Genomic DNA, 22564 nt, shown 5'->3' with positions numbered 1-22564 from the left:
TGCAAATTTATCTGCGCCAAATCAACACTTAACCCTTGCAAAAAATAGCCAAATCTTTACTATGCACCATTCTTTTTTAAAACCCCATTTATTAAGCCATGCATTTAGAACAAACCTCCAAAGACGAAAAGAAAATTGCCTATAACATCAACAAGTTACATAAAAGACTCCGCCGCAATGTGGGCAATGCCATTGCTGATTTCAATATGATTGAAGAGGGCGACAAGGTGATGGTCTGCCTCTCGGGCGGCAAGGACAGCTACACCCTCTTGGATATTTTGCTCAACCTCCGCCTTAATGCCCCTATCCATTTTGACATCGTGGCCGTCAATCTAGACCAAAAGCAGCCCGGCTTTCCTGAGCATATCTTACCTGAATATCTCAAGAGTATTGGGGTGGATTATAAGATTGTGGAAGAAAACACCTACGGGATCGTGAAAGAAAAAATCCCTGAGGGCAAAACCACCTGCTCGCTCTGCTCCCGCCTGCGCCGTGGCATTCTCTACCGCACCGCAACCGAACTGGGTGCGACCAAAATCGCCCTGGGCCACCACCGTGATGATATGCTGGAAACCCTCTTTCTTAATATGTTCTATGGCGGCAAGATGAAAAGTATGCCGCCCAAACTTATTAGTGACGATGGCAAGCAGATTGTTATCCGCCCCCTAGCCTACTGCAAGGAAAAGGACATCGAACGCTATGCCGAGGCCAAGCAGTTCCCCATTATTCCATGTAACCTCTGCGGCTCCCAGCCCAACCTGCAACGCCAGGTGGTCAAGGAAATGCTCCAAAACTGGGACAGGCTCTACCCAGGACGGATTGAAACCATGTTCAGCGCCCTACAAAACATCACGCCATCGCACCTTTGTGACCCAAAACTCTTTGATTTTAAAGGGCTTAAACGCGGCCAGCTGATTGAGGGCCTTGAAGGAGACATCGCCTTCGACAAGGCTGATATTCCCAATACGCCAGTGGTGCAAGATGAAGAAGACTTGACCGACTACAGCCAAAATGGGCTTATCCAATTTAAGGAAATTGCCTAGGGGTTGTTGATAATTCGGAAAAATTTGCGGTTGTCGTGATCTCTGATGAACTAGAGATGTAATTCCCCTCTTTAGCAAAGAGGGGGCAGGGGAGATTTGGCAGTAGTGATAGCGGAGTGAGGGAATAATTAGTAAGAAATTATCTTGTTTGTTTTTTCTCCGAAAATAGATCTCGGCATATAGGACAAAATAGTTGGTAAAAAGTGGCTTAAAGCCTTATAGTACAAGGCTTTAAGCCCTCTTTTTGAAATATGCACAAAAAACTGTCCTTTCTGCCAACATTCCCCGATCCAGAAGTATGGCAAACAAAATAATGTACAGCGTTACAAATGTCTTAGCTGTAATAAAACATTTACCTTTAAGAATAAATTAGATCCTGAAAAAATTTGGCTTGATTATTCATCTGGAAAACAAACACAAGTACAGTTAGCAGAAAAATATTCTTGCTCTTCTCGAACTATTCGAAGATATTTAGAGAAGCACCCTAAATCCTCCTTAAATAAACCTCAAAATACATACTTGAACTTAATTATTGATACAACATTCTTTCACCGAGATTTTGGTGTAATGGTGTTTATTGATAGCTCTACAAAAAAGGTGGTTTATCACCAAATAGTCAAAACAGAAAAAGATATCTATTACAAGAAGGCCATGAACCGTTTAAGGGAAAGAAATTATATTATTCAATCAGTTACCTGTGATGGGCGTAGAGGCCTCTTAAAAGATTTGTTCAATACACCAACACAGATGTGTCAGTTTCATCTTGTAGCAATCGTAATGAGGGCATTGAGAAAAAAACATCAATCACATGCAGGAAGAGAATTAAAAAGTATTATTAAGACGCTTAAAACCAGCTCTAAAAATGAATTTTATTTAAAAATATATGAATGGAAGAGAAAACACCAGGAGTTTTTAAGTGAACGGTCAGATAAACCAAATGAAAAAGGGAAATACCCTTATAAACATCGAAGTGTAAGAAGTGCTGCTGCGAGTATTAAGCGTTATTATGAATATATTTTTACTTATGAGAAATATCCTGAATTAAATATTGAAAAGACAACAAATAGGATTGAAGGTTTATTTAAGGAACTAAAAGACAAATTACGTCCGCACAGCGGTTTAACAAGAAAGCATAAGATCTTGTTTATACAGGACTTTTTGAACAAAAAGAGTTGGTAAGGATCTGTTAAAATAATCTTTACCAACTTTTTTGTCCTATAGAGGCATAAAGTGCAAAAAGACCAACTATTTTGTCCTATATGCCTAGATCTCTCGTTGCTATTTCTTCTGCCAAATCTCCCCCTGCCCCTCTTTGCTAAAGAGGGGAGTGGATCTCACAGGTTTTCACTTCCCTATTTCTTATCTAACAAGCATTTTTCTTGAATTATCAACAACCTCTAAGGCTACAAGCGGTCTATTTTCTAAACATTCTTGCAACCACAGGAATTAAAATCAAATAAACCACCTGCGCCCCTATGCCTTGCCAGTTGGCGTAAAAGCCAATCAGCGGGAGATTAGGCAGGCCTTCAACTAGGCTGGTTGGGAAAACATTGGTCAGTTGTAGAGCGTGAACGCTAACCCCCAAGATCTTAAAGCCCAAGAGGTAGATAAGTGCGGTCATGGCCTTAAAAAGATGATGAAGGGGCAGCCATTGGGCGGTTTGCTTGATAAGTAAGGCGATCAAGCCAAGCAAGACCAAGGCCAGCCCAATGCCTAAGAGCAGATCCTCAAGGCTAATGAGGGGCATCATACCCGCATAGAAGAGAATGGTTTCTGCCCCCTCTCGAAAGACGGAGAGGAAGCTGAGCGTTAGCATAGACACCAAACTGCCCGTGGCCAGGGCCTGGGCGACCTGTTTGTCGATAAAACGTTTCCAGCCAAGAAGGGAAGATTTGCTATGCAGCCAGGCGCCAACAAAGAGCATCATAACCACGGCCACAATCCCCACAACGCCCTCTAAAATTTCTCGGCTAGTGCCGGCTGACAGGGCAGGAAAGAACTGCTGTAAGGCGATGGCCCCAAGCAGGCTGGCAAAAAGTCCCAAACCTGCTCCCGCATAAACCCAACGCTTGGCCTTGGGCTGTTGGGCGGCCTTAAGGGCGGTGAGCAGGGCCATAATGATGAGGAGGGCTTCTATGCCTTCACGCAGCAGGATCAGCATGGCATCCACCACCCCATAAGCCCCGGCCAGATCTAGGCGATTGAGATCGCTGATCAGGCCTTGAAAACGAGCCAGGTTACTCGGCTCATTGCCTTTCACCATAATCAGCGGCAAGTCGCTTTCTACACGGGTATAAAGCCCTCCATCACGGGTGCGGACTTCCCCTTCAAAAATAGCCCATTGCTGGATAAAGAGAGTAATGTCGGCTCTGCCCTCTTCCAGCTGATCTTGCTCAAAATGGCGGTAGCTTTTCTCAAGCAAGGCAATGCCCTCAGGCAGGGTTTGTGGCGCATTGGCAACCGTAGATTGTTGGGGTTGAAGCACCTTACCCGCCTTGAAATCTGCCAGTGCCTGGCCTAGCACCTCGGCCTGTTTAGCCATGTCAGGAAAGTTAGCCGGCTCCGACAGCATGGCAATCCGCAAGAGGGTAATGGCCGTTTCAATTTGGCCATAATGGCCCAGGCTGGTTTCCCGCACCACCTTTTCGTTTATCGTCCAAGTGGTGTTAAAACGCTTGTATTCGGCCTGAATTGCAGATAACTCCTGATTTTGCACCGCTTGTTGCAGCTTTTGGTAAACAGGCATCACCCGTTTGGCAAAGGTCTGGCGTTTTTGGGTGTAATCGACCGGGTTTTGTTCCTTTTCAAAGGCATAAAGGGCCTTGGAAAGCTGCTCAAAGTTGGCCAAGTTTGGGCTGGTTAAAGACTGAGCCAGGCTACTTTCCACCTGCTTGCCTGCAGCAGAAGTATGGTCAGGCAGGGCGATGAAGCCCTGCTCAAGCGCCTGCAAATAGGGCTTGGCTGCCTCCGCATCCTGCCGCTTCACCGCTGCCATGGCATCTGATAAATGCACAAAAAGCGGGCTGGTATCGACCTTGGCGAAAGCTAAGGTACTGCTAAAGAAAGCCAATATTAAAAATATAATTTTAGGCATAAAACCCCTCTGATTCCCCCTCAGCCCTTCGGGCAGCTCCCCCCGTAAACGGAGGGAGCGAAAAATCAAGATAGACTTCCCTCCACCCGCTTGCGGGGGGAGGTGCCGAAGGCGGAGGGGGGCAAATAAGATATAAATCCCTTATTTCTACCCTGCTTGCACCGCCTCAAACAAGGCTCTGCCCAAATAATCCTGCTCATCCTTTACCCCCGCAAAGCAGGCAAACAAACCGCTGCCTATATGGGTGATGTATTCATTGAGCTTGTCAATATTGCCAAAAGTATTTTGGATCTTGATGAACTGGGCCGGGTCTTTTTGGAAGGAGATAAAAAGCAGGCCTGCATCAAACTGGCCCTTGTCATCCACCCCGCTGGCATAGGAGAAGGAGCGGCGTAAAATAGGCACGCCGGCCTTTTTGGCCAAATGGACGTGGGAAGGCTCAGGGATAAGGGGTTCGCCCTTATCGTTCTTCTTATGAATATCAACTGGGTCAAATTCCTTGTGGCTGCCGATTGGGGCGCCTGTATCACGGTGGCGGCCGAAGGTTTCTTCCTGGGAAAAGAGGTTGGTTCTGTCCCAGGTTTCTAGGAAGGTCTTAATCCGGCGGACGGCCAAGTAGGAACCGCCCCTTAGCCAATCTGGGCTGTCCACCCAAACCGTGGCATCCAAGTCTTCTTGCTTAGTGGAGTTGGCCGTGCCGTCCTTAAAGCCAAAGAGATTGCGGGGCGTGTCTGAACCCTCAAAGGAATTAAAGCCCATCTGGCTCCATTTCATGGTAATGTGGCTACGGGCCACTCGAACAAGGTTCCGCACCGCATGAAAGGCCACCTGGGGATCATCTGCACAGGCTTGGATACAAATATCGCCCCCTGTGTAGTTAGCTTGGAGCTGATCCCGAGGGAAATGGGGCAGATCGGCCAGTTCCTTAGGCTTATATTGATTAAGTTGGAGCTTATCAAAGAAGCTGCTACTTACCCCAAAGGTTAGGGTTAGGTTATATGGATTAAGCCCATCGGCTTCGCCCGTATCGGCCGGTGGCACATAGGCATTTTTGCTATATTCTTTGACATTTTTACCGCTTGTCAGCTGGGCGGCATAGTGGGTCCAGGTCTTAAACATTTGCTGGATGGGTGCTAGCTCCTGGGTGTGGAGGTCTAAGACCATAAAATAGATATGCTTTTGGGCGGGTGTGGCAATGCCCTGTTGGTGCTGGCCGAAAAAAGGAAAGGCATTGTGAATTTTAGGAGCAGGGCGAGGTTCCAAGGCAAGGGCCGAGGTGCCAGCCATAAGGCCAGCACCGAGGAATGTTGCTTGTTTGAGGAAATCCCGCCGCTCATTGGCATGATGCGTGCTCATAGGATGTCCTTATTCTAAAATTACACCCATTTGGGCAAGCGGCTCGCCCAATTTATTCACGGCTTCTGCTAGGGCCTTGATGTCGGCTTCAGACAGTTTATCATAGCCCACATAATCAAAGCTGCCCTTGGCCTGGTTGTGCTTATCTAACAACATATTGACTGCGGCAAATTTGCTCTCAATATCCTTGGCTAAATCCTTATTTTTGGCTTCCACAGCTGGGCGGAAGATCTCAAAAATCTTCTCCGCCCCCTCAATATTGGCCTTGAAGTCGTAAAGGTCGGTTTTAGAGAAAATTTCTTCCTCACCGGTCACTTTTGAAGTGGAAACTTCATTGAGCAAGTCCACTGCCCCCGTAATCATCAGCTCTGGCGTCACTTCTGCCGTTGGGATCTTGGCCCGTAATTCTTTAACATCTTTTAAGAGCTGATCGGCCGTTGCTTCTGTGCCCTTGGTGGTGTTTTGCTCCCAAAGCACCTTCTCAATCTTGTGGAAGCCAGACCAATCTTTTTCAGTTTTACCCTCTTCAGCCAAATCCGCCAAACGGGCATCAATGCGAGGGTCTAAGTCGCCAAAACTCTCGGCAATAGGCTCGGAACGTTCAAAATACATCCGTGCAAGCGGGTAAATTTGCTTGGCTTTTTGCACATCGCCCTGTTTGAGGTAGCCAACAAATTTTTCCGTATCCGTCACTAAATTATCAATTTGGGCAATCACAAACTGCTTGTAGGCTTCGGTTTCCTTGGAAAAATCAGCCGCATTCACTTGGCTGGCTAAAAAAAGACTAGAAATAGCAATGGCTAAGGTTTTTAAACGCATAGGAGGCTCCTTTATTGAAAATAGAGAAAGAATAAATAAGAGTGATTTTCAATAAAGTAAAACTTTTCAAGCCAAGAGGCAACAAAATTTACCAAAAAATCGCCATAACGCCCTTTTTTTCGGCACATAACTGATTTTTATCAAATTCCATTTGACAGCCAAGGCAAAACTCGTAAAATACAGCCCTGTTCTTTCGAACAATTCAATGCGGGAATAGCTCAGTTGGTAGAGCACGACCTTGCCAAGGTCGGGGTCGCGAGTTCGAGCCTCGTTTCCCGCTCCATTTTTTCTCCTCATCGGCGTGTTAGCAAAGCGGTTATGCACTGGATTGCAAATCCATGTAGCTCGGTTCGACTCCGGGACACGCCTCCATTACGACTTTTCTATAAAAATCTTAATCCACTCTCTTCTTGTCCTTTATCTAAAACAGCATAAAAAAGCCCTGTTTTTCAACAGGGCCTAGTAAGCACATCTTATTTCTGCCGCATAGCTGGGAAGAGGATCACATCCCGAATAGATGGGGCATTGGCGTAGATCATGGCCAAGCGGTCAATGCCTAAGCCTTCGCCTGCGGTTGGTGGCAGGCCGTGTTCGAGGGCGACGATGTAGTCGTCATCGTAGAACATGGCTTCGTCATCGCCTGCTTCTTTTGCGGCCACTTGGGCTTGGAAGCGTTCGGCCTGATCTTCGGCATCATTTAATTCTGAGAAGCCGTTGCCGATTTCACGGCCGCCGATAAAGAGTTCAAAGCGGTCGGTGACCTCTGGGTTTTCATCGTTACGGCGGGCCAGTGGGGAAATTTCCGCTGGGTGGGCCATGAGGAAGGTTGGCTGAATGAGTTGGTGCTCGGCCACTTCTTCAAAAATGGCATTGACGACTGAACCCAAGCCCCAGGATTTTTGGATCTCAATACCCAAGCCCTTGGCAATTTCCACTGCCTTGTCAAAGTTATCTAGGTCTTCACGTTTAATGCCCTTGCCATATTTAACCACGGCATCGTGCATGGTGATCCGCTCAAATGGTTTACCAAAGTCAAAAACATATTCGCCGTAAGGCACGGTGGTGGTGCCTAGAATGTCGATGGCCAGTTTACGCAGAAGTTCTTCGGTATTGTCCATCAAATCGTGGTAGGTGGCATAGGCCTGATAGTACTCAATCATGGTGAATTCAGGATTGTGGCGTACCGACACCCCTTCATTACGGAAGTTACGGTTAAGCTCAAAGACCCGCTCAAAGCCGCCTACAGTCAGGCGTTTGAGGTAGAGTTCTGGCGCAATTCGCAGGTACATATCCACATCTAAGGCATTGTGGTGGGTCACAAACGGCTTGGCTGCCGCACCGCCTGGAATAACTTGCAACATTGGGGTTTCGACTTCAATAAAGTCCTTATCAAGGAAGAATTGACGAATGCCAGACACCACTTTAGAGCGGATAATAAAGGCACGGCGGGATTCTTCATTGGCAATCAGATCTAAATAACGCTGACGGTATCGGGTTTCTTGGTCGGTCAAGCCCTTGTGCTTGTCTGGCAGTGGGCGTAGGGCCTTGGTAAGAATTTGTAGCTCGCTGGCACGCACGGTTAATTCGCCAGTTTTGGTTTTAAAGAGCGTGCCTTTCACGCCGATAATATCGCCCAAGTCCAACATAGCAACCGTGTTGGCATATTCGCCCTCTGGCAGGCTATCACGGGCCACATAGAGCTGGATTTGGCCGCTGACATCTTGGATGGTAATAAAGGTGGCCTTGCCCATGGCACGGCGCAGCATAATCCGGCCTGCCACTACGGCTGGAATTTCCTGTTCCTTGAGGGCTTCGCCGTCAAGGCTGTCGTATTGGGCGTGCAGGTCGGCTGCCTTGTGTTCACGGCGGAAGGTATTGGGGAAAGCATTGCCACGGCGGCGGAGTTCGGCTAATTTTTCACGGCGGGCCAACATTTCGCCGTTCAGATCGATTTCTTGATTTTCTTGTTCAGACATTTTTTAACTACCTATAAATAAAAATACAGACAATTATAGGCGATTTTGGCTCAAATGGATAGGCAACAAGCGGTGGGTTTTGGGGGAATTTTTACAAAAATCCGCTTTGACTTAACCCAAGTTTAACTTGGTTTAAGGTTCTGGCCTTGTTTAATTGTAAAATTTATGTTACTTTTTAAGGGTCTGGTAACAGCGTTATCATCACACAAAAAAAGCATTTTCTTTCATTTTCACGACTTATAGGAGTATTTTATGGGCTGGATTGCAGCAATTATTGTCGGTGCACTCATTGGTTGGATTGCCGAAAAAGTAATGAAAAGTGATATGGGCTTGTTGATGAACATCATCATCGGTATTGTCGGTTCTTCTTTAGGCCGCTGGGTCTTTGGCGACCTACTCGGCATCGGTTCTGCCCAAGCAGCAGGCGCCTTCACCTTCTCAGGCCTCCTCTTCGGCGTGCTAGGTGCAAGTTTATTGATTTATATCTTACGTTTCTTAAAAATCAGAAACTAGGGCGTGTCCTCAATTTGAAAACGAGTCGGTTTTTCGAGCAAAAAGCGACAGATACGAGGAAAAAAACGCAGACAAATTGAAATTTGGCGAGTATTTTTGACAAAGTAGATGACGAATTTTTGCCGAAAATACCGCCGTGAGCAAATTGAGGATATGCCCTAAGCAAATTCCTTCCTTGAGCCACCCTTTGCGGTGGCTTTTTTTATTGCCATAGGCAGGCCTTGAGAATTGAATTAGGCCTAAAAACGTGTAGAATACGGTGCAATATTTTCTTAAAAAAGGTTGAACAATGAGCGATACAATTTTACATAACGAGAACGAACCTCGTGCCAACTTTATTACCCATATTATTGATGAAGACTTAAAAACAGGTAAACATAATAACGTTTACACCCGCTTCCCGCCTGAGCCAAACGGCTATTTACACATTGGCCACGCCAAATCTATCTGCCTCAACTTCGGCATTGCCCGTGACTATCAGGGCCTTTGTAATCTGCGTTTTGACGACACCAACCCTGTTAAAGAAGATGTGGAATATGTGGATTCCATCAAGGCCGATGTAGAATGGTTGGGCTTTAAATGGGAGGGCGAACCACGCTATGCCTCTGACTACTTCGATCAACTCTACGCCTATGCCATTGAGTTAATCGAAAAGGGCCTGGCCTATGTGGACGAGCTTTCGCCAGACCAAATTCGTGAATACCGTGGAACCCTGACCGAACCAGGCAAGAACAGTCCTTATCGTGACCGCTCGGTTGAAGAGAATTTGGCTCTCTTTGAGAAAATGAAAAATGGCGAGTTTGAAGAGGGCAAGGCCTGCTTACGGGCTAAGATTGATATGGCTTCCCCTTTTATTGTGATGCGTGACCCAGTCATTTACCGCATTAAATTCGCCAGCCACCACCAAACAGGCGACAAGTGGTGCATTTACCCAATGTACGACTTCACCCACTGTATTTCCGATGCCATCGAACGCATTACCCACTCGCTCTGTACCCTGGAATTCCAAGACAACCGCCGTCTTTACGACTGGGTGCTGGAAAACATTTCGATTGAGCGGCCACTGCCGCACCAGTACGAGTTCTCTCGCCTCAATTTAGAGGGCACGCTGACCTCTAAGCGTAAGTTACTCAAGCTAGTGCAAGATGGGATTGTAGATGGCTGGAACGACCCGCGTATGCCGACCATTTCTGGCCTACGCCGCCGTGGCTACACGCCTGCCTCCCTGCGTGAATTCTGCCGCCGTATCGGGGTGACCAAGCAGGACAACGTGGTGGAATACTCTGCCCTTGAGGCCTGTATTCGTGAAGATCTTAACGAAAATGCCCCTCGGGCTATGGCTGTGATCAACCCAGTAAAAGTGGTGATTGAAAACTTTGAGGGTGAGGAACTCTTAACCGCACCAAACCACCCAAATCGTCCAGAATTAGGCGACCGCCAACTGCCTTTTACTAAAGAGCTTTACATTGACGAAGCCGATTTCCGTGAAGAGGCCAACAAGCACTACAAACGCTTGGTGCTAGGCAAGGAAGTGCGTTTGCGTAATGCCTATGTGATTAAAGCTGAACGAGTGGAAAAGGATGCAAGCGGTAAGATTACCACCATTTTCTGCAGCTACGACCCTGAAACCTTGGGCAAGAACCCAGCGGACGGGCGTAAGGTCAAGGGCGTAATTCACTGGGTATCGGCCAGCAACAACCAACCAGCCGAATTCCGCCTCTATGAACGCCTCTTCACCGTGGCCAACCCAGGCGGGGCGGAAAATATGGAAGAGGTTTTAAATCCAACTTCCTTGGTGGTTAAACAAGGCTTTGCTGAGGCCAGTTTGGTTTCAGCCCAGGCTGAACAGGGCTACCAGTTCGAGCGTGAGGGCTACTTCTGCTTAGACAGCAAGGATGGCTCGGCCGATCGCTTGGTCTTTAACTTGACTGTGAGTTTGAAAGAGAGCGTAGCATTTTAAGCAATAAAGAATAGGTAAATAAATGGCGGACTGAGGTTCGCCATTTTTTATGGCCAAAGGCCTGACTAACTACAATAAAAAAACACTGCATTTCTTTCAAAATACAGTGTTTTTAGTAACTCAACTAATCAGAGCTTAATTAGGCTTGGCCTTTCACCGCTTTTAAGCCGTGGAACGGAGCCTTATCACCTAAGGCTTCTTCGATACGGATTAATTGGTTGTACTTAGCCACACGGTCTGAACGGCTCATAGAACCCGTTTTGATTTGGCCGGCTGCTGTACCTACTGCTAAATCTGCGATAGTCGCATCTTCAGTTTCACCAGAACGGTGTGAAATAACCGCAGTGTAACCTGCATCTTTAGCCATCTTAATTGCAGCGAGGGTTTCAGTTAAAGAACCGATTTGGTTGAACTTGATTAAGATAGAGTTTGCGATACCTTTTTCGATACCTTCTTTCAAGATCTTAGTATTGGTTACGAATAAATCGTCACCGACTAATTGAACCTTGTCGCCTAAAACCTTAGTTTGGTAGGCGAAACCTTCCCAGTCAGACTCATCTTGACCATCTTCGATAGACACGATTGGGTACTCTTTGCAGAGGCCTTCTAGGTAGTGAGTGAATTCTTGTGAAGTGAATGATTTGCCTTCACCCTTCATTTCATATAAGCCGTTTTCTTTGTTGTAGAACTCAGAAGAAGCACAGTCCATAGCAAGAGTAACATCTTTACCTAATACATAGCCAGCTTTCTCAACCGCTTCTTTAATACAAGCTAAAGCGTCTGCGTTAGATGCTAGGTTAGGGGCGAAACCACCTTCATCACCCACAGCAGTGTTTAAGCCCTTGCCTTTTAATACTTTAGCAAGGTTGTGGAAGACTTCAGCACCGATACGGAGTGCTTCACGTAAGTTTTTAGCACCCACTGGTTGGATCATAAATTCTTGGATGTCCACGTTGTTGTCGGCGTGCTCACCACCGTTGATGATGTTCATCATTGGTAATGGCATAGAGTAAACGCCTGGTGTGCCGTTGAGGTTGGCGATGTGAGCGTAAAGCGGAAGGCCCTGAGAAGCGGCAGCAGCTTTAGCATTAGCAAGAGATACGGCAAGAATAGCGTTGGCACCGAATTTAGACTTGTTGTCTGTGCCGTCTAGGTCGATCATAATTTGGTCGATCTCAGCTTGGTTGTCAGCGTCTTTACCTACGATGGCAGCGGCGATTTCGTTGTTTACTGCAGAAACCGCTTTTAACACGCCTTTACCTAAGAAACGTGATTTGTCGCCATCACGAAGCTCTAAGGCTTCACGTGAACCAGTTGATGCACCTGATGGCGCAGCTGCTAAACCTACGAAGCCACCTTCAAGATGAACTTCTGCTTCAACAGTTGGGTTACCACGAGAGTCGATGATTTCACGACCAATTACTTTAACAATTTTAGCCATTGTTGATGTCCTCTAGATTGAGTGTTAATAAAAGAATTGTCAGTATTTTAAAGCGGTTTATCAAATTTGTCTTCTAAAATGTGAGCAGGTTCACAAAAATTTAGGGGGAATTTGATCAAGATACATATTCAGCCTACAAGCGGTCAGTTTTTGCAAGATAAAGTGCAAATTCTGACCGCTTGTGTCAAGCTCTAACTAAAATCATGCTCCACGAAAGCCTGGGCAATCCCAATCACCACATTGGCGGCCTGGTTCATCACATCCACGGAAATAAATTCATACTTGCCGTGGAAGTTTTCCCCGCCTGTAAAGAGATTAGGGGTTGGCAGGCCCATAAAGGACAGGCGGGAGCCGTCTGTGCCGCCACGGATTGGCTCTAGCAAAGGCTCAATGCCCTGCTCTTTCATCACTTTTTCGGCAATATCCACCAAGTAGCGGTAGTCCTTCAAAATTTCGGCCATATTGCGGTATTGCTCAACAATTTCCACTTGCCCACAGGCCTGGCCATATTGAGCCTGCATGGCAGCCATGGTGTCGGTTAGCATGGCACGATAGGCCTCTAATTCTTCACGATCAAAGCTGCGTAAAATATAGTGGAGCTGGCAGGCTTCAAGGCTGCCCGTGATGTGGTGGAGGTGGAGAAAACCCTCCCGTCCTTCACTGGTTTCAGGCGTCTTATGGGCTGGCAGGCGGCTTTGGAATTCGCAAGCTCTGGCCCAGCCATTGACCAATTTATCCTTGGCCGAACCCGGGTGAACGCTGCGGCCATAAAGGGTCACCACGGCCTTATCGGCATTAAAGTTTTCATACTGCAACTCGCCTACAGGCCCGCCGTCTAGGGTATAGGCCACATCCGCACCAAAAGCCGCAACATTGAATTTATCCGCCCCTCGGCCGATTTCCTCATCCACAGTAAAGCCGATACGGATCTTGCCGTGCGGAATTTCAGGGTGAGCCAAGAGGTATTCGGCCACCGTCAAAATAATGGCCACGCCTGATTTATCATCTGCCCCAAGAGCGAGGTGCCATCGGTGGTAATTAAGGTATGGTTGATAAGCTGATTAAGGGCCGGGAAATCGGCTGGCGACAACACATCACCTGAGCCTTTCAGGGCAATATCGCCGCCTGAATAGGCCTCAATAATCTGCGGTTTGACATGCTGGCCGTTAAAATCAGGCGAAGTGTCCACATGGGCCAAGAGGCCGAGCACTGGCACAGGCTTATCGGAGGTGGCAGGAATGGTGGCAAAAAGGTAGCCGTTTTCATCTAGGCTAATCTCGCTTAGGCCCAGCTCGGTCATTTCTTGCTTGAGCTGGTTGAGCAAATCCCACTGCTGCGGGGTGCTGGGCGTGGTTGAACTGGTTGGATCAGAGGTGGTGTAAACCTTGGCATAGGAGACCAAGCGTTGGATAAGTTGGGCTTTAAAATTCATGAGGGTTTCTCCTTATTAAAAACGCCACTAATATAACAAAACTAGCACCAAAGAGGTGCTAGTTTTTGCAAAAATTATGCAGTTTTTAACCGCTTGCTGGCTTCTTATTTGTCCAAAAAGTCTTTTACGCTCATCTCACAATAGTCAGGTTTTCGTCCATTGTTAAATTGTGCGACAGAATCATGGCAATTTCCGATAGAAAAGCCCAATTTCATCAGCTTATTGGTTGAATAGTCTTCTGCCAGGGCCTGCATGGTTTTTTCAACCTCAGCCTGCGGGGCATTGGCCAGTTCGTTTAGGGTGATATCACCACAAGCCCCTAAGACAAGCGTAAGGGCCATAAGCGAAAATAATTTTTTCATGTGCATTCTCCGTGAATGGGGTAAATTTAGCCTTAGTTGGCCAATGCTGCTCTTTGTACAGGAATGATTTCCGACATGCCATTACGCTCAATCTTTATTTGAAGATCCTGCCTATTTACATCAAAGGCTTCAAAATATGCTGCAACACATTCTCTAAATTGGCGAACTTCCTTATTGTTAATCTCTAAAACCCGATCACCCTTTTTAAAGCCTATCTTTTTCAATAGATCTGTATGAGGCGTGAGAATACAACCTGTTCTAGATACTGGATCATAACCAAATTCAAGCCCCTGATGGTCATAACCTTTAGTAGAATTCAAAGACTTATCTAAAGGGCGATCACCAAGCCTAACCTTAAGATCTTTCTCCGCATATTGACCATTGTCTCCCTTGCGTAATATTTTGAGGGTAACTTCAGTATTCGCCCCACTGGTGGCAACCATGGTACCAAAGAGAAAGGATCGGTTATGGGCTTTCCGTTAAAAGCGGTAATCAAATCCCCTGCTTTCAAGCCCGCTTTGAAGGCCGCAGAGTCAGGAGAGGTGCCTTGCACCATCAAGCCTTGCACTTGGCTAGGCAATTTCTGTATCTTTCTTATGGCCTCCGTAATTTGAACCCCTTTGATACCAAGGCTGCCAAAGTTACCAAAGCCATAGTCCTTAAGCTGGGTCAGCATACTGCGGACAATATTGGCCGGCACAGCATAGCCAATATTTTCCCCCTCGGTGTGCTTGGCGGTGTTAATGCCAATCAGCTCCCCCTTGAGGTTGAGCAGGGCGCCACCTGAATTGCCGCTATTAATCGGTGTGTCGGTTTGGATATAACTAATCAACTGCTCCTCACCTGGCTCCTGATTGACCTCCAAATTCATTTTCAGCTTATAAACCCCACCGCCCTGGCTACGGTCGAGGGCTGAGATAATGCCCTTGGTCACGGTTTGCTCCAAGCGTAATGGAGAGCCAATAGCGATAGAGGTTTCTCCCACCCGTAGCTTGTCGGAATCAGCAAAAGGAATAGATTTAAGGTTTTTCGGGGCATTGACTAATTTTAAGAGGGCCAAGTCCGTTTTCTCATCCCGCCCAATCACGAAAGCCCGATAGACATTGCCATCGCCAAACTGAACCAATAACAAGTCTGCTTCTGGTTCAACTGTTCTGCAATCAGGCTCCATAAATTCTGATACCACCACATGATTATTGGTTAAGATGTAGCCATTTTCACCGTCTATAATCACGCCTGAACCGCTGCTGTCTAGCTTATAGCCCTCAGAAACATTATCAGTATAGTTAATCAATCTTAAGGGTGGAATGGCATTCTTTTTCACTTTTTGAAACTCCCTATCAACCCACTTATAAAAGGCCTCCTGTGTTTCAATAAATTCCTTCTTCGCTTTTTCTTCTGGATTATTCGACTTGCTATGTGTTTCCCTTAACTGGCACATATACTTATTTTCCGAATTCCCCTTAAAGGCAGGAAAATCAAGATTGCTTAGGTTCCATACAGTCACCATAGAAGGCTTAACCTGCTCAATCATATCGGCCAAATTTTTATCAGGGTTTTCCTCTTTTTTGTCAAAAAAGGCCTGGGCTGGGTTTAGGCTGGCCAAGCCAAGGGCTAGGGAAAGGGCAATAAGGGTATTTTTTAGTTTCATTATGGTTTCCTCTTGTTTTATTTGCATAGGGGCTTATCGTGGCTGGCCACCGCTTGATAATGGATTTCAAGAGCCTGGGTTTGGCGGGGCATCTGCTGGCTCATAACCAGCCGCTGGCTTGAAACCTCATGCACCCGAAGGCTGGCCCAGGCGCCCGCTCGGCTGGAATGGAGGCGGAAGGCATTCTGCCCCTGGCTTTCAAGCTGGTAGTGCTCAACTTGGGAAGCCTGAGGGTTGGTTCTAGAGACATAATTGCGGTATTTATCGCAACTATAACGCCAAACAGTGGCCCGGCCATCAGGCGACACCTGAAAAATATTGGCCATATTATCTTGCATCTCCATGGCCCAATACTTATGGTAGAGGCCTGAAGGCAGGCTGTTGGCCTCAAAATGCGGGTTGGCGGTGATAAGGTTACAGCCTGTAAGGGCAAGCGATGCCACAAGGCTAAGGAAGAGCTTGGTTTTCATGGTGAATCCTCTCAATTGATGGCATTATTTAGAAAAATATTTTTTTAGGCTTTGACAGGCGTCAGTAGAACCTTGCTTACAAGCTAAATTCCAATAGTGTTTGGCCTTAGCGCGGTCTTTTTTCAGGCCTCCCTTGCCAAGGTAATACAGATTACCAATCTTATCTTGTGCCAAATAAACACCTTGTTCCGCAGCTTTTAAGTACCATTTTGCCGCTTGGCTATCATCTTCCACTTCTTCATATATAACACCAAGCATAAATTGCGCCCTTTTCTCACCTTGGTTTGCGGCCTGTGTAAACCAATAGAAGGCTTGTTCGATGTCTTGTTTTACCCCTTCTCCATTCAAATACATAAAGGCTAAGCTTGTTTGAGCATCAACACGCCCTTGTTCAGCCGCCTTGGTGTACCATTTAGCTGCTTGAGCATAATCTTGTTTTACCCCTTCACCGCCTTCGTGATATATCATACCAAGAGTAAATTGCGCTAGTTCATGTCCCTGTTCTGCTGCCTTGGTGTACAATTTAATTGCTTGAGTATAATCCTTGCTTACCCCTTGACCTTCGTAATACATCATACCAAGAGAAAATTGTGCATATTTATTCCCCTGTTCTGCTGCCTTGGTGTACCATTTAGCTGCTTGAGCATAATTCCGCTTAACCCCTTTACCTTCCTCATACATAAAAGCGAGATTAAATTGTGCTTTTTCATCCCCCTGTTCTGCTGCCTTAACATACCATTTAGCGGCTTGCTTATAATCTTGCTTTACTTCTTTCCCGCTATAGTACAGATGGCCTAAATAAGCTTGAGATTCTTTAAACCCCTGTCCTGCAGCTTTAGTGTGCCAGTTAATTGCTTGAGCAAGATTCTTTTTTGTCCCCTGCCCTTGGAAATACATTACACCTATATTATATTGGGCTGATACATATCCTTGCTCTGCAGCTTTTTGATACCATATTAGTGCCTGCTTATAATTTTGTTTTACTCCTTCACCATAATAATACATCTCCCCAATACTAAATTGAGCATTTACCATTCCCTGTTCAGCAGCTTGTTGATAATACTTGAGCGCCTGTGCATAATCTTGATTTACGCCTTGCCCTTTGAAATACATGGTAGCAAGATTATGTTGAGCTACTACATGCCCCTGCTCTGCTGCCCTCATATACCATTTAGCAGCCTCAGTATAATAATTTTGAGCATAATATCTTTCTCCTAAGTAAGATTGAGCCTCCCTATCCCCATTTTTGGCATAGAAGGTCAGCCTGTCCTGATCCATACTTTTAAAATCTTGTGCAAAGGCAGTTTGGGCAACCCCTGTGGCCAGGGCGCAGGCCAGAAGGGTGGTCAGTAGTTTTTTCATCGTCACTCCCTGTTAAGTATAAAAAGGGCAGGCAAGGTGGCCCGCCATAAAAGAATTAGTTTAAGAACCAAGTGGTTGGGTTGATGGCTTTTTGATCGTTGGCCTTCACAAAGCCATAAATCACCCGAATAATAAACCAGATGCCGACCAAGATAAGCACAAAGGCACCTACAACAACAAACAGAAGCAGAGCGCCTAAGAAGCAACCCAGCAAGGCAATCCAAAAGGTGCGAATAAGATAGGTAAAATGGGAGTGATAAACGCTGCCCTCTGCATCCTTACGTTTAACATAGGCAATAATCAGGCCAATAAGAGCTGGCAGGCCTAGGAAGATGCCTAGAACATAGAGGCCATAGGTAATTAAAACAATATTTTTGTGTTGATTGTCTGCAAGAGGTGCAGAAGCTGGGGTTTGTTCGCTCATAAAAATGATCCTTAGATAAAAATTAGACAATTCGCTTGCATAAGGCATGCAAACGTTTGCTATTTTAAGTTGTTTTTTTTTGAGCAATAAAGTTTACACAAAAGATGGCGATAATTTAAACGCTTAATTTACAGGCAGTTTTGGGTGAGAAAAAAGGCTAGAAAAAGAGCAAGAAAAAACGCCCCCAAGGGGTTAGCTTGAGGGCATTTTTTGCAAAAATTATGCGGTTTTTGAGCGCTTGTTAGTCTTCATCCGTAAAGCGTTTGGCCTTGTATTTCGGGTTCATGAGGTTTTCAAGCGAGAGGATGTCGTCAAGCTGTTCTTCGGTTAGTAAACCACGTTCAAGCACCACATCACGCACGCTACGGCCTGTGGTGGCGCAGATTTTACCCACGATGTCGCCATTGTGGTGGCCGATGAATGGGTTGAGGTAGGTGACGATGCCGATGGAGTTGAAGACGTAATCCTCACAAACCTTGCGGTTTACGGTGATGCCGTCGATACATTTATCCCGCAGGTTCACGCAGGCGTTAGCGAGAATGTCGATGGACTCAAACATGGCTTGGCCGATAACAGGCTCCATCACGTTGAGCTGTAACTGGCCGGCTTCCGCCGCAAAGGTCACAGCCGTGTCGTTGCCGATCACCTTGAAGCAGACTTGATTGACTACTTCAGGCACAACTGGATTGACCTTGGCTGGCATGATGGAAGAGCCTGCTTGCAGCTCTGGCAGGTTGATTTCGTTTAAGCCTGCACGAGGGCCGGAGGAAAGTAGGCGTAAGTCGTTACACACCTTGGAAAGTTTAACGGCTGCACGTTTAAGGGCGCCGTGTACCATCACATAAGCCCCGCAGTCGGAGGTGGCTTCGATCAGATTTTCGGATAGCACACAAGGCAGCTGGGTCACTTCGCTGAGGTATTTAACGGCCAAGGCTGAATAGCCTTCAGGCGTATTGAGGCCTGTGCCGATAGCGGTTGCGCCTAGGTTTACTTCCAGCAGGAGTTCGGCCGTGCGTTTAAGGTTACGGACTTCTTCATCTAAAAGTACAGAGAAGGCCTTGAATTCTTGGCCAACGGTCATCGGTACGGCGTCTTGCAGTTGGGTACGGCCCATTTTGAGCACGTCTGCAAATTCATTGGCCTTGGCTTCAAAACCTTGTTGGAGGTAAAGCACCTTGGCGATTAAGTGCATGACGCTGTTGTAAACGGCAATGCGGAAGCCCGTTGGATAGGCATCGTTGGTGGATTGGCTGGCGTTTACATGATCCATTGGGTTGATAATGTGGTATTCGCCTTTTTTGTGGCCAAGAATTTCCAGGGCTAGGTTGGCAATCACTTCGTTGGTGTTCATATTAACAGAAGTGCCTGCCCCGCCTTGGTAAACGTCTGATGGGAACTGATCCATGCAGCGGCCATTAACCAAAACTTCATCACAGGCCTGCACAATGGCCTTGGCTACTTTCTTCGGAATGGCACCTAATTCGCCATTGGCCAGAGCCGTAGCCTTTTTGACCATGACCATACCACGCACAAATTCAGGCACATCAGAGATCACGTTTTTTGAGATCTTAAAGTTTTCCACCGCCCGCAGGGTATGAATGCCCCAGTAGGCCTCATTTGGCACTTCACGTTCACCTAATAAATCGACTTCAATGCGTACATCGCTCATAATTTTTCCTCATTTAAGATAGGGGTTGTTTTAGTAACAATATGATAACAATGAACGAAAAATAAAAATGTGAACTAGATCATATTTTGCAAAAGCAATACTGGATATAAATTGAGGGTTAGGATTAGTTTTTTTAATGGTAAAATACAGCCACAAAAAAGCCCCCAACACTGGGGGCTTGCTTCACAAGGAGAACAAAATCTTACTTATAGGCTTTCTGTGAAAGTACGGGTAATGACATCACGTTGTTGTTCTGGCGTGAGTGAGTTGAAACGCACGGCATAGCCAGATACACGGATGGTTAATTGTGGGTATTTCTCAGGGTTTTTAACCGCATCTTCAAGGGTTTCACGGCGTAACACGTTTACGTTTAAGTGTTGGCCACCTTCAACCTTGATGGTTGGGGCAACGTTTACTGGCACTTCACGGTAGGCGATTGAGCCTAACTCGTTTAAAGCCACCACTTGGTCTTCAACGTAGTCACCTTTTGCACAAAGGCAGCGGGCTTCGTTTTTCTCTTCATCTAGCAACCAGAAAGAATTGACTAGATTGTTGTTGGCAGATTCGGTAATTTGTACACCTTTGATCATGATGGAAAACTCCTCTATATTTAGTTGGGAAAATTATGAAAAAAGTTTATATTTTCAAATATATTTGAATATTCTACCCCTATTTAGAAAGATTTCGAGCAAAACTTGTCTATTTTTTGATTTAACGCATTAAAAATAGGCATCTCGTTACAGATGAAACCCTATCATAACAGAGGCTTAACAAATGAAGACCTGGACAGAAGCAATCGGGCCTGAAAAAGAACAGGCATACTTTAAAAACATCCTCCAATTCGTCCATCAGGAAAGACAGGCCGGCAAGGCCATTTACCCTCCCCACCAGGAGGTCTTTAGTGCCTTTTCTTTGACGGAATTTGATCAAGTGAAGGTGGTTATTTTGGGTCAAGATCCTTATCACAATCCCAATCAAGCCCACGGCCTGGCCTTTTCGGTCAAGCCGCCCGTGCCTGCGCCGCCCTCGCTGGTTAATATCTATAAGGAATTGGCCACCGATATTGAGGGTTTTCAAATTCCTCAACATGGCTATTTAATTGACTGGGCCAAACAAGGCGTGTTCTTGCTCAACACCGCCTTAACCGTTGAGCACGGCAAGGCCAATTCCCACGCCAATTTAGGCTGGCAGACCTTTACCGATAAGGTTATCGCCCAGCTCAACCAACACAGGGACAACCTGGTCTTTATCCTCTGGGGCAGCCACGCCCAGAAAAAGGGGCAGTTTATCGACCGCACCCGCCACTGTGTGCTGACCGCCCCCCATCCTTCCCCCTTTCTGCCCACCGGGGCTTCTTTGGCTGTCGGCATTTTTCCAAGGCCAATCAGTATTTGATAGACCAAGGAATAGAGCCGATTGAGTGGAAATTACCGCTTAGCTGTCCAAGTAGAGAATGATAAGGATGGATTTTGCCCGGCTCATAGCCACATAGGATAGATTTTTTTGTTCTAAGACGGATTGAGCAGGGCAAACATAAATAATGACATCGTTTTCTAGGCCCTTAAAGTTTGCAACTGAAACCAGTGCTGCTTCAGGAAGAGGGAAGGACTTAACTGAATACTCATCTAATTCACAGACATGTTTTAGAGAGAGACTAGCAAGTTTTTCTAATGTTGCATCATCACTTAAAAGGGTGATTTGAGAATAGGTCAAGCCTTCATCCTTGATTAGTCTGGACAATTCTTGTTCGAGAGTCTGAGATAAAGAAGCTAGATTAAGTCCCTTAACCTCCTTAACATCAACTCCCCTCCCTGCTCCTTCTGTACCCACATCAAGGTTTAAGGATTGTTGGATAGTACTCAGAATAGTCGCCGTATTACGGCAATTCCTTTTTAGGGGCACCTTGGCGGGATTGAGGGCTAGTAAATAATCTAGAGCTGCCTGCTCAAGCTCATTAAAAAGTCCTGATTGATTATTTACATCAAGGAAAAAACACCAATCTCCCTGCTCTAGCCCCTTCACTAAACAAGTATCTAACCTATCTAGTAAGTCTAATTTAAGTAGATCCTGCCCTTCATCAACAATAAGCTTATCTAAGCTTGCCCAGCCCCTTCTTTTTAGATTTTGCTTTAAGCCTGATAGGGTTGAATAAACCACATTTGGCAGGGGATGGTGCTCCTCAAGATAGTTCTTAAGCCAAACAGAATGACAGACCAGTCCAATCTTGATATCTTTTGTTGCCCAACGTCTTGCTAGTTCAAGGGCTAGAAAGGTTTTTCCTGTTCCTGCCCCTCCTTCACAAACCACCCGGGGACATGCCTCAATGACATCTAAAAACATAAATTGCTGCTGGGTCAATCGTATAATTTCATCGTTTGCCTGATCTGCATAGCTATGAAGAGGGATAATAGACTCAAAGTCTGGCCGAAGGAAATGGACAATATCCTTGACCTGCTGGCTAGATAAGGTCTTATCCCCATGCTCCTTTTGGCGAGAATAGCTAAAAAGAGCCTTCAGCCATCCCTCTAAATTTCGATGTCTCCCATCATCACATAGCAAGGCCCTATCCCATTCTGCCCCCACACTATTTAATTTACAATCAGGCAGAATAACACCATATCCCCTCGTAATAGAATTCATTAAATGCGGGGGTAATTTCTCCGCCATCTTATCCAATAAACCATGTAGGGCACTTTCAGCCTGTTTAAAGGGGCCTTCTTTCTTGGTATTACTTTCACCAAAGCGGTTGGTAAATTCCCAAATACCATCAATACATTTTACCAAGCCTCCCTTAATTTCAAGCACATAGAGCCCCAGAGGACAAACAATTAGAAAATCAATCTCACCAAAACGCTTATATTCATGGTGGGTGAGGTTGAGCGAATGCAGGGCATAATAATCCTGGGAAGAAAAACTCTGTCGCAGTTGATCAAAAATTTTCCTTTCTGCATCAGACTGAGTTCTGTAGGGAGTTGAGGGAATCATTTTCATA

At 46.1% G+C, this 22564-nt stretch carries 18 protein-coding genes, 2 tRNA genes and 2 pseudogenes; 7 read left to right on the top strand and 15 right to left on the bottom strand.

Annotated features, from left to right (window positions below; genetic code table 11):
* The first annotated feature begins 98 nt into the window (after positions 1 to 98).
* Together A4G20_04870 and A4G20_04865 are read left to right on the top strand one after the other, a co-directional pair.
* Positions 99 to 1043 carry a tRNA 2-thiocytidine(32) synthetase TtcA gene (locus tag A4G20_04870; GenBank protein QIW15707.1) on the top strand — a complete coding sequence of 315 codons (945 nt, stop codon included), beginning with the start codon at positions 99 to 101 and terminating at the stop codon, positions 1041 to 1043.
* Positions 1044 to 1610: 567 nt separating this feature from the next.
* A complete protein-coding gene (locus A4G20_04865; GenBank protein QIW15706.1) occupies positions 1611 to 2222 on the top strand; it encodes a transposase in 612 nt (203 codons plus the stop codon).
* Positions 2223 to 2457: 235 nt separating this feature from the next.
* Here A4G20_04865 and A4G20_04860 read toward each other — a convergent pair whose 3' ends face one another.
* The 3 genes from A4G20_04860 to A4G20_04850 all read right to left on the bottom strand — a co-directional run bounded on the left by A4G20_04860 (position 2458) and on the right by A4G20_04850 (position 6312).
* On the bottom strand, positions 2458 to 4137 hold the full coding sequence (locus A4G20_04860; protein QIW15705.1) for an iron permease: 1680 nt from the start codon (positions 4135 to 4137) through the stop codon (positions 2458 to 2460).
* Positions 4138 to 4284: 147 nt separating this feature from the next.
* Positions 4285 to 5493, bottom strand: a complete 1209-nt coding sequence (locus A4G20_04855; protein QIW15704.1) for a peroxidase — start codon at positions 5491 to 5493, stop codon at positions 4285 to 4287.
* Positions 5494 to 5502: 9 nt separating this feature from the next.
* A complete protein-coding gene (locus tag A4G20_04850) occupies positions 5503 to 6312 on the bottom strand; it encodes an iron ABC transporter substrate-binding protein (protein QIW15703.1) in 810 nt (269 codons plus the stop codon).
* 207 nt (positions 6313 to 6519) lie between these two features.
* On the opposite strand from A4G20_04850, the gene A4G20_04845 reads away from it, so the two are divergent.
* Positions 6520 to 6595: transfer RNA gene (locus A4G20_04845), tRNA-Gly, on the top strand.
* A 15-nt stretch (positions 6596 to 6610) separates the two neighbouring features.
* A tRNA-Cys gene (locus tag A4G20_04840) sits at positions 6611 to 6684 on the top strand.
* A gap of 101 nt (positions 6685 to 6785) precedes the next feature.
* Here A4G20_04840 and A4G20_04835 read toward each other — a convergent pair.
* A complete protein-coding gene (locus A4G20_04835) occupies positions 6786 to 8288 on the bottom strand; it encodes a lysine--tRNA ligase (protein QIW15702.1) in 1503 nt (500 codons plus the stop codon).
* A gap of 252 nt (positions 8289 to 8540) precedes the next feature.
* On the opposite strand from A4G20_04835, the gene A4G20_04830 reads away from it, so the two are divergent.
* Together A4G20_04830 and A4G20_04825 are read left to right on the top strand one after the other, a co-directional pair.
* Positions 8541 to 8801, top strand: a complete 261-nt coding sequence (locus A4G20_04830) for a transglycosylase (GenBank protein QIW15701.1) — start codon at positions 8541 to 8543, stop codon at positions 8799 to 8801.
* Positions 8802 to 9090: 289 nt separating this feature from the next.
* Positions 9091 to 10761: a glutamine--tRNA ligase gene (locus A4G20_04825; GenBank protein ID QIW15700.1), complete on the top strand. Its 1671-nt coding sequence runs from the start codon at positions 9091 to 9093 to the stop codon at positions 10759 to 10761.
* Between the two features lie 139 nt (positions 10762 to 10900).
* Here the strand turns inward: A4G20_04825 and A4G20_04820 are convergent, their stop codons facing one another.
* The 10 genes and pseudogenes from A4G20_04820 to A4G20_04775 all read right to left on the bottom strand — a co-directional run bounded on the left by A4G20_04820 (position 10901) and on the right by A4G20_04775 (position 20162).
* Entirely contained in the window at positions 10901 to 12202 is a 1302-nt protein-coding gene (locus A4G20_04820) for a phosphopyruvate hydratase (GenBank protein ID QIW15699.1), read from the bottom strand.
* 191 nt (positions 12203 to 12393) lie between these two features.
* Positions 12394 to 13634: pseudogene (locus A4G20_04815) on the bottom strand (peptidase T).
* Between the two features lie 104 nt (positions 13635 to 13738).
* The gene (locus tag A4G20_04810; protein ID QIW15698.1) at positions 13739 to 13996 is read right to left on the bottom strand and encodes a hypothetical protein; all 258 of its coding nucleotides are present in this window, start codon (positions 13994 to 13996) and stop codon (positions 13739 to 13741) included.
* Positions 13997 to 14028: 32 nt separating this feature from the next.
* The gene (locus A4G20_04805) at positions 14029 to 14316 is read right to left on the bottom strand and encodes a hypothetical protein (protein QIW15697.1); all 288 of its coding nucleotides are present in this window, start codon (positions 14314 to 14316) and stop codon (positions 14029 to 14031) included.
* Positions 14317 to 14324: 8 nt separating this feature from the next.
* Positions 14325 to 15647 carry a hypothetical protein gene (locus A4G20_04800; protein QIW15696.1) on the bottom strand — a complete coding sequence of 441 codons (1323 nt, stop codon included), beginning with the start codon at positions 15645 to 15647 and terminating at the stop codon, positions 14325 to 14327.
* 17 nt (positions 15648 to 15664) lie between these two features.
* On the bottom strand, positions 15665 to 16117 hold the full coding sequence (locus A4G20_04795; GenBank protein ID QIW15695.1) for a hypothetical protein: 453 nt from the start codon (positions 16115 to 16117) through the stop codon (positions 15665 to 15667).
* Between the two features lie 24 nt (positions 16118 to 16141).
* Positions 16142 to 17479, bottom strand: coding sequence for a hypothetical protein (locus tag A4G20_04790; GenBank protein QIW15694.1), 1338 nt, complete (start codon positions 17477 to 17479; stop codon positions 16142 to 16144).
* A gap of 55 nt (positions 17480 to 17534) precedes the next feature.
* Positions 17535 to 17903, bottom strand: a complete 369-nt coding sequence (locus A4G20_04785) for a hypothetical protein (GenBank protein ID QIW15693.1) — start codon at positions 17901 to 17903, stop codon at positions 17535 to 17537.
* 241 nt (positions 17904 to 18144) lie between these two features.
* Positions 18145 to 19572, bottom strand: a complete 1428-nt coding sequence (locus tag A4G20_04780; protein QIW15692.1) for an aspartate ammonia-lyase — start codon at positions 19570 to 19572, stop codon at positions 18145 to 18147.
* Positions 19573 to 19778: 206 nt separating this feature from the next.
* Complete coding sequence (locus A4G20_04775; GenBank protein QIW15691.1) at positions 19779 to 20162, bottom strand: autonomous glycyl radical cofactor GrcA; 384 nt, start codon at positions 20160 to 20162, stop codon at positions 19779 to 19781.
* A 184-nt stretch (positions 20163 to 20346) separates the two neighbouring features.
* Between A4G20_04775 and A4G20_04770 the strand changes: the two are divergent.
* Positions 20347 to 21029 (top strand): annotated as a pseudogene (locus A4G20_04770) (uracil-DNA glycosylase).
* On the opposite strand, the gene A4G20_04765 reads toward A4G20_04770, so the two are convergent.
* A complete protein-coding gene (locus A4G20_04765) occupies positions 21007 to 22563 on the bottom strand; it encodes a hypothetical protein (protein QIW15690.1) in 1557 nt (518 codons plus the stop codon). The pseudogene A4G20_04770 and the gene A4G20_04765 overlap by 23 nt on opposite strands.
* Between the last annotated feature and the right edge of the window lies 1 nt (position 22564).

The sequence above is a fragment of the Pasteurellaceae bacterium RH1A genome (assembly GCA_012221805.1).
Taxonomy (GTDB): domain Bacteria; phylum Pseudomonadota; class Gammaproteobacteria; order Enterobacterales; family Pasteurellaceae; genus RH1A.
This window is presented reverse-complemented; position numbering and strand designations above follow the sequence as displayed.

Excerpts from the sequence above, each read along its gene's own strand:
- A4G20_04860 (QIW15705.1), bottom strand. The coding sequence starts at position 4,137 with ATGCCTAAAATTATATTTTTAATATTGGCTTTCTTTAGCAGTACCTTA.
- A4G20_04800 (QIW15696.1), bottom strand. The coding sequence starts at position 15,647 with ATGAAACTAAAAAATACCCTTATTGCCCTTTCCCTAGCCCTTGGCTTG.
- A4G20_04765 (QIW15690.1), bottom strand. The coding sequence starts at position 22,563 with ATGAAAATGATTCCCTCAACTCCCTACAGAACTCAGTCTGATGCAGAA.
- A4G20_04775 (QIW15691.1), bottom strand. The coding sequence starts at position 20,162 with ATGATCAAAGGTGTACAAATTACCGAATCTGCCAACAACAATCTAGTC.
- A4G20_04790 (QIW15694.1), bottom strand. The coding sequence starts at position 17,479 with ATGAAAAAACTACTGACCACCCTTCTGGCCTGCGCCCTGGCCACAGGG.
- A4G20_04780 (QIW15692.1), bottom strand. The coding sequence starts at position 19,572 with ATGAGCGATGTACGCATTGAAGTCGATTTATTAGGTGAACGTGAAGTG.
- A4G20_04785 (QIW15693.1), bottom strand. The coding sequence starts at position 17,903 with ATGAGCGAACAAACCCCAGCTTCTGCACCTCTTGCAGACAATCAACAC.
- A4G20_04820 (QIW15699.1), bottom strand. The coding sequence starts at position 12,202 with ATGGCTAAAATTGTTAAAGTAATTGGTCGTGAAATCATCGACTCTCGT.
- A4G20_04850 (QIW15703.1), bottom strand. The coding sequence starts at position 6,312 with ATGCGTTTAAAAACCTTAGCCATTGCTATTTCTAGTCTTTTTTTAGCC.
- A4G20_04865 (QIW15706.1), top strand. The coding sequence starts at position 1,611 with ATGGTGTTTATTGATAGCTCTACAAAAAAGGTGGTTTATCACCAAATA.
- A4G20_04795 (QIW15695.1), bottom strand. The coding sequence starts at position 16,117 with ATGAAAACCAAGCTCTTCCTTAGCCTTGTGGCATCGCTTGCCCTTACA.
- A4G20_04835 (QIW15702.1), bottom strand. The coding sequence starts at position 8,288 with ATGTCTGAACAAGAAAATCAAGAAATCGATCTGAACGGCGAAATGTTG.
- A4G20_04870 (QIW15707.1), top strand. The coding sequence starts at position 99 with ATGCATTTAGAACAAACCTCCAAAGACGAAAAGAAAATTGCCTATAAC.
- A4G20_04855 (QIW15704.1), bottom strand. The coding sequence starts at position 5,493 with ATGAGCACGCATCATGCCAATGAGCGGCGGGATTTCCTCAAACAAGCA.
- A4G20_04825 (QIW15700.1), top strand. The coding sequence starts at position 9,091 with ATGAGCGATACAATTTTACATAACGAGAACGAACCTCGTGCCAACTTT.
- A4G20_04830 (QIW15701.1), top strand. The coding sequence starts at position 8,541 with ATGGGCTGGATTGCAGCAATTATTGTCGGTGCACTCATTGGTTGGATT.
- A4G20_04810 (QIW15698.1), bottom strand. The coding sequence starts at position 13,996 with ATGAAAAAATTATTTTCGCTTATGGCCCTTACGCTTGTCTTAGGGGCT.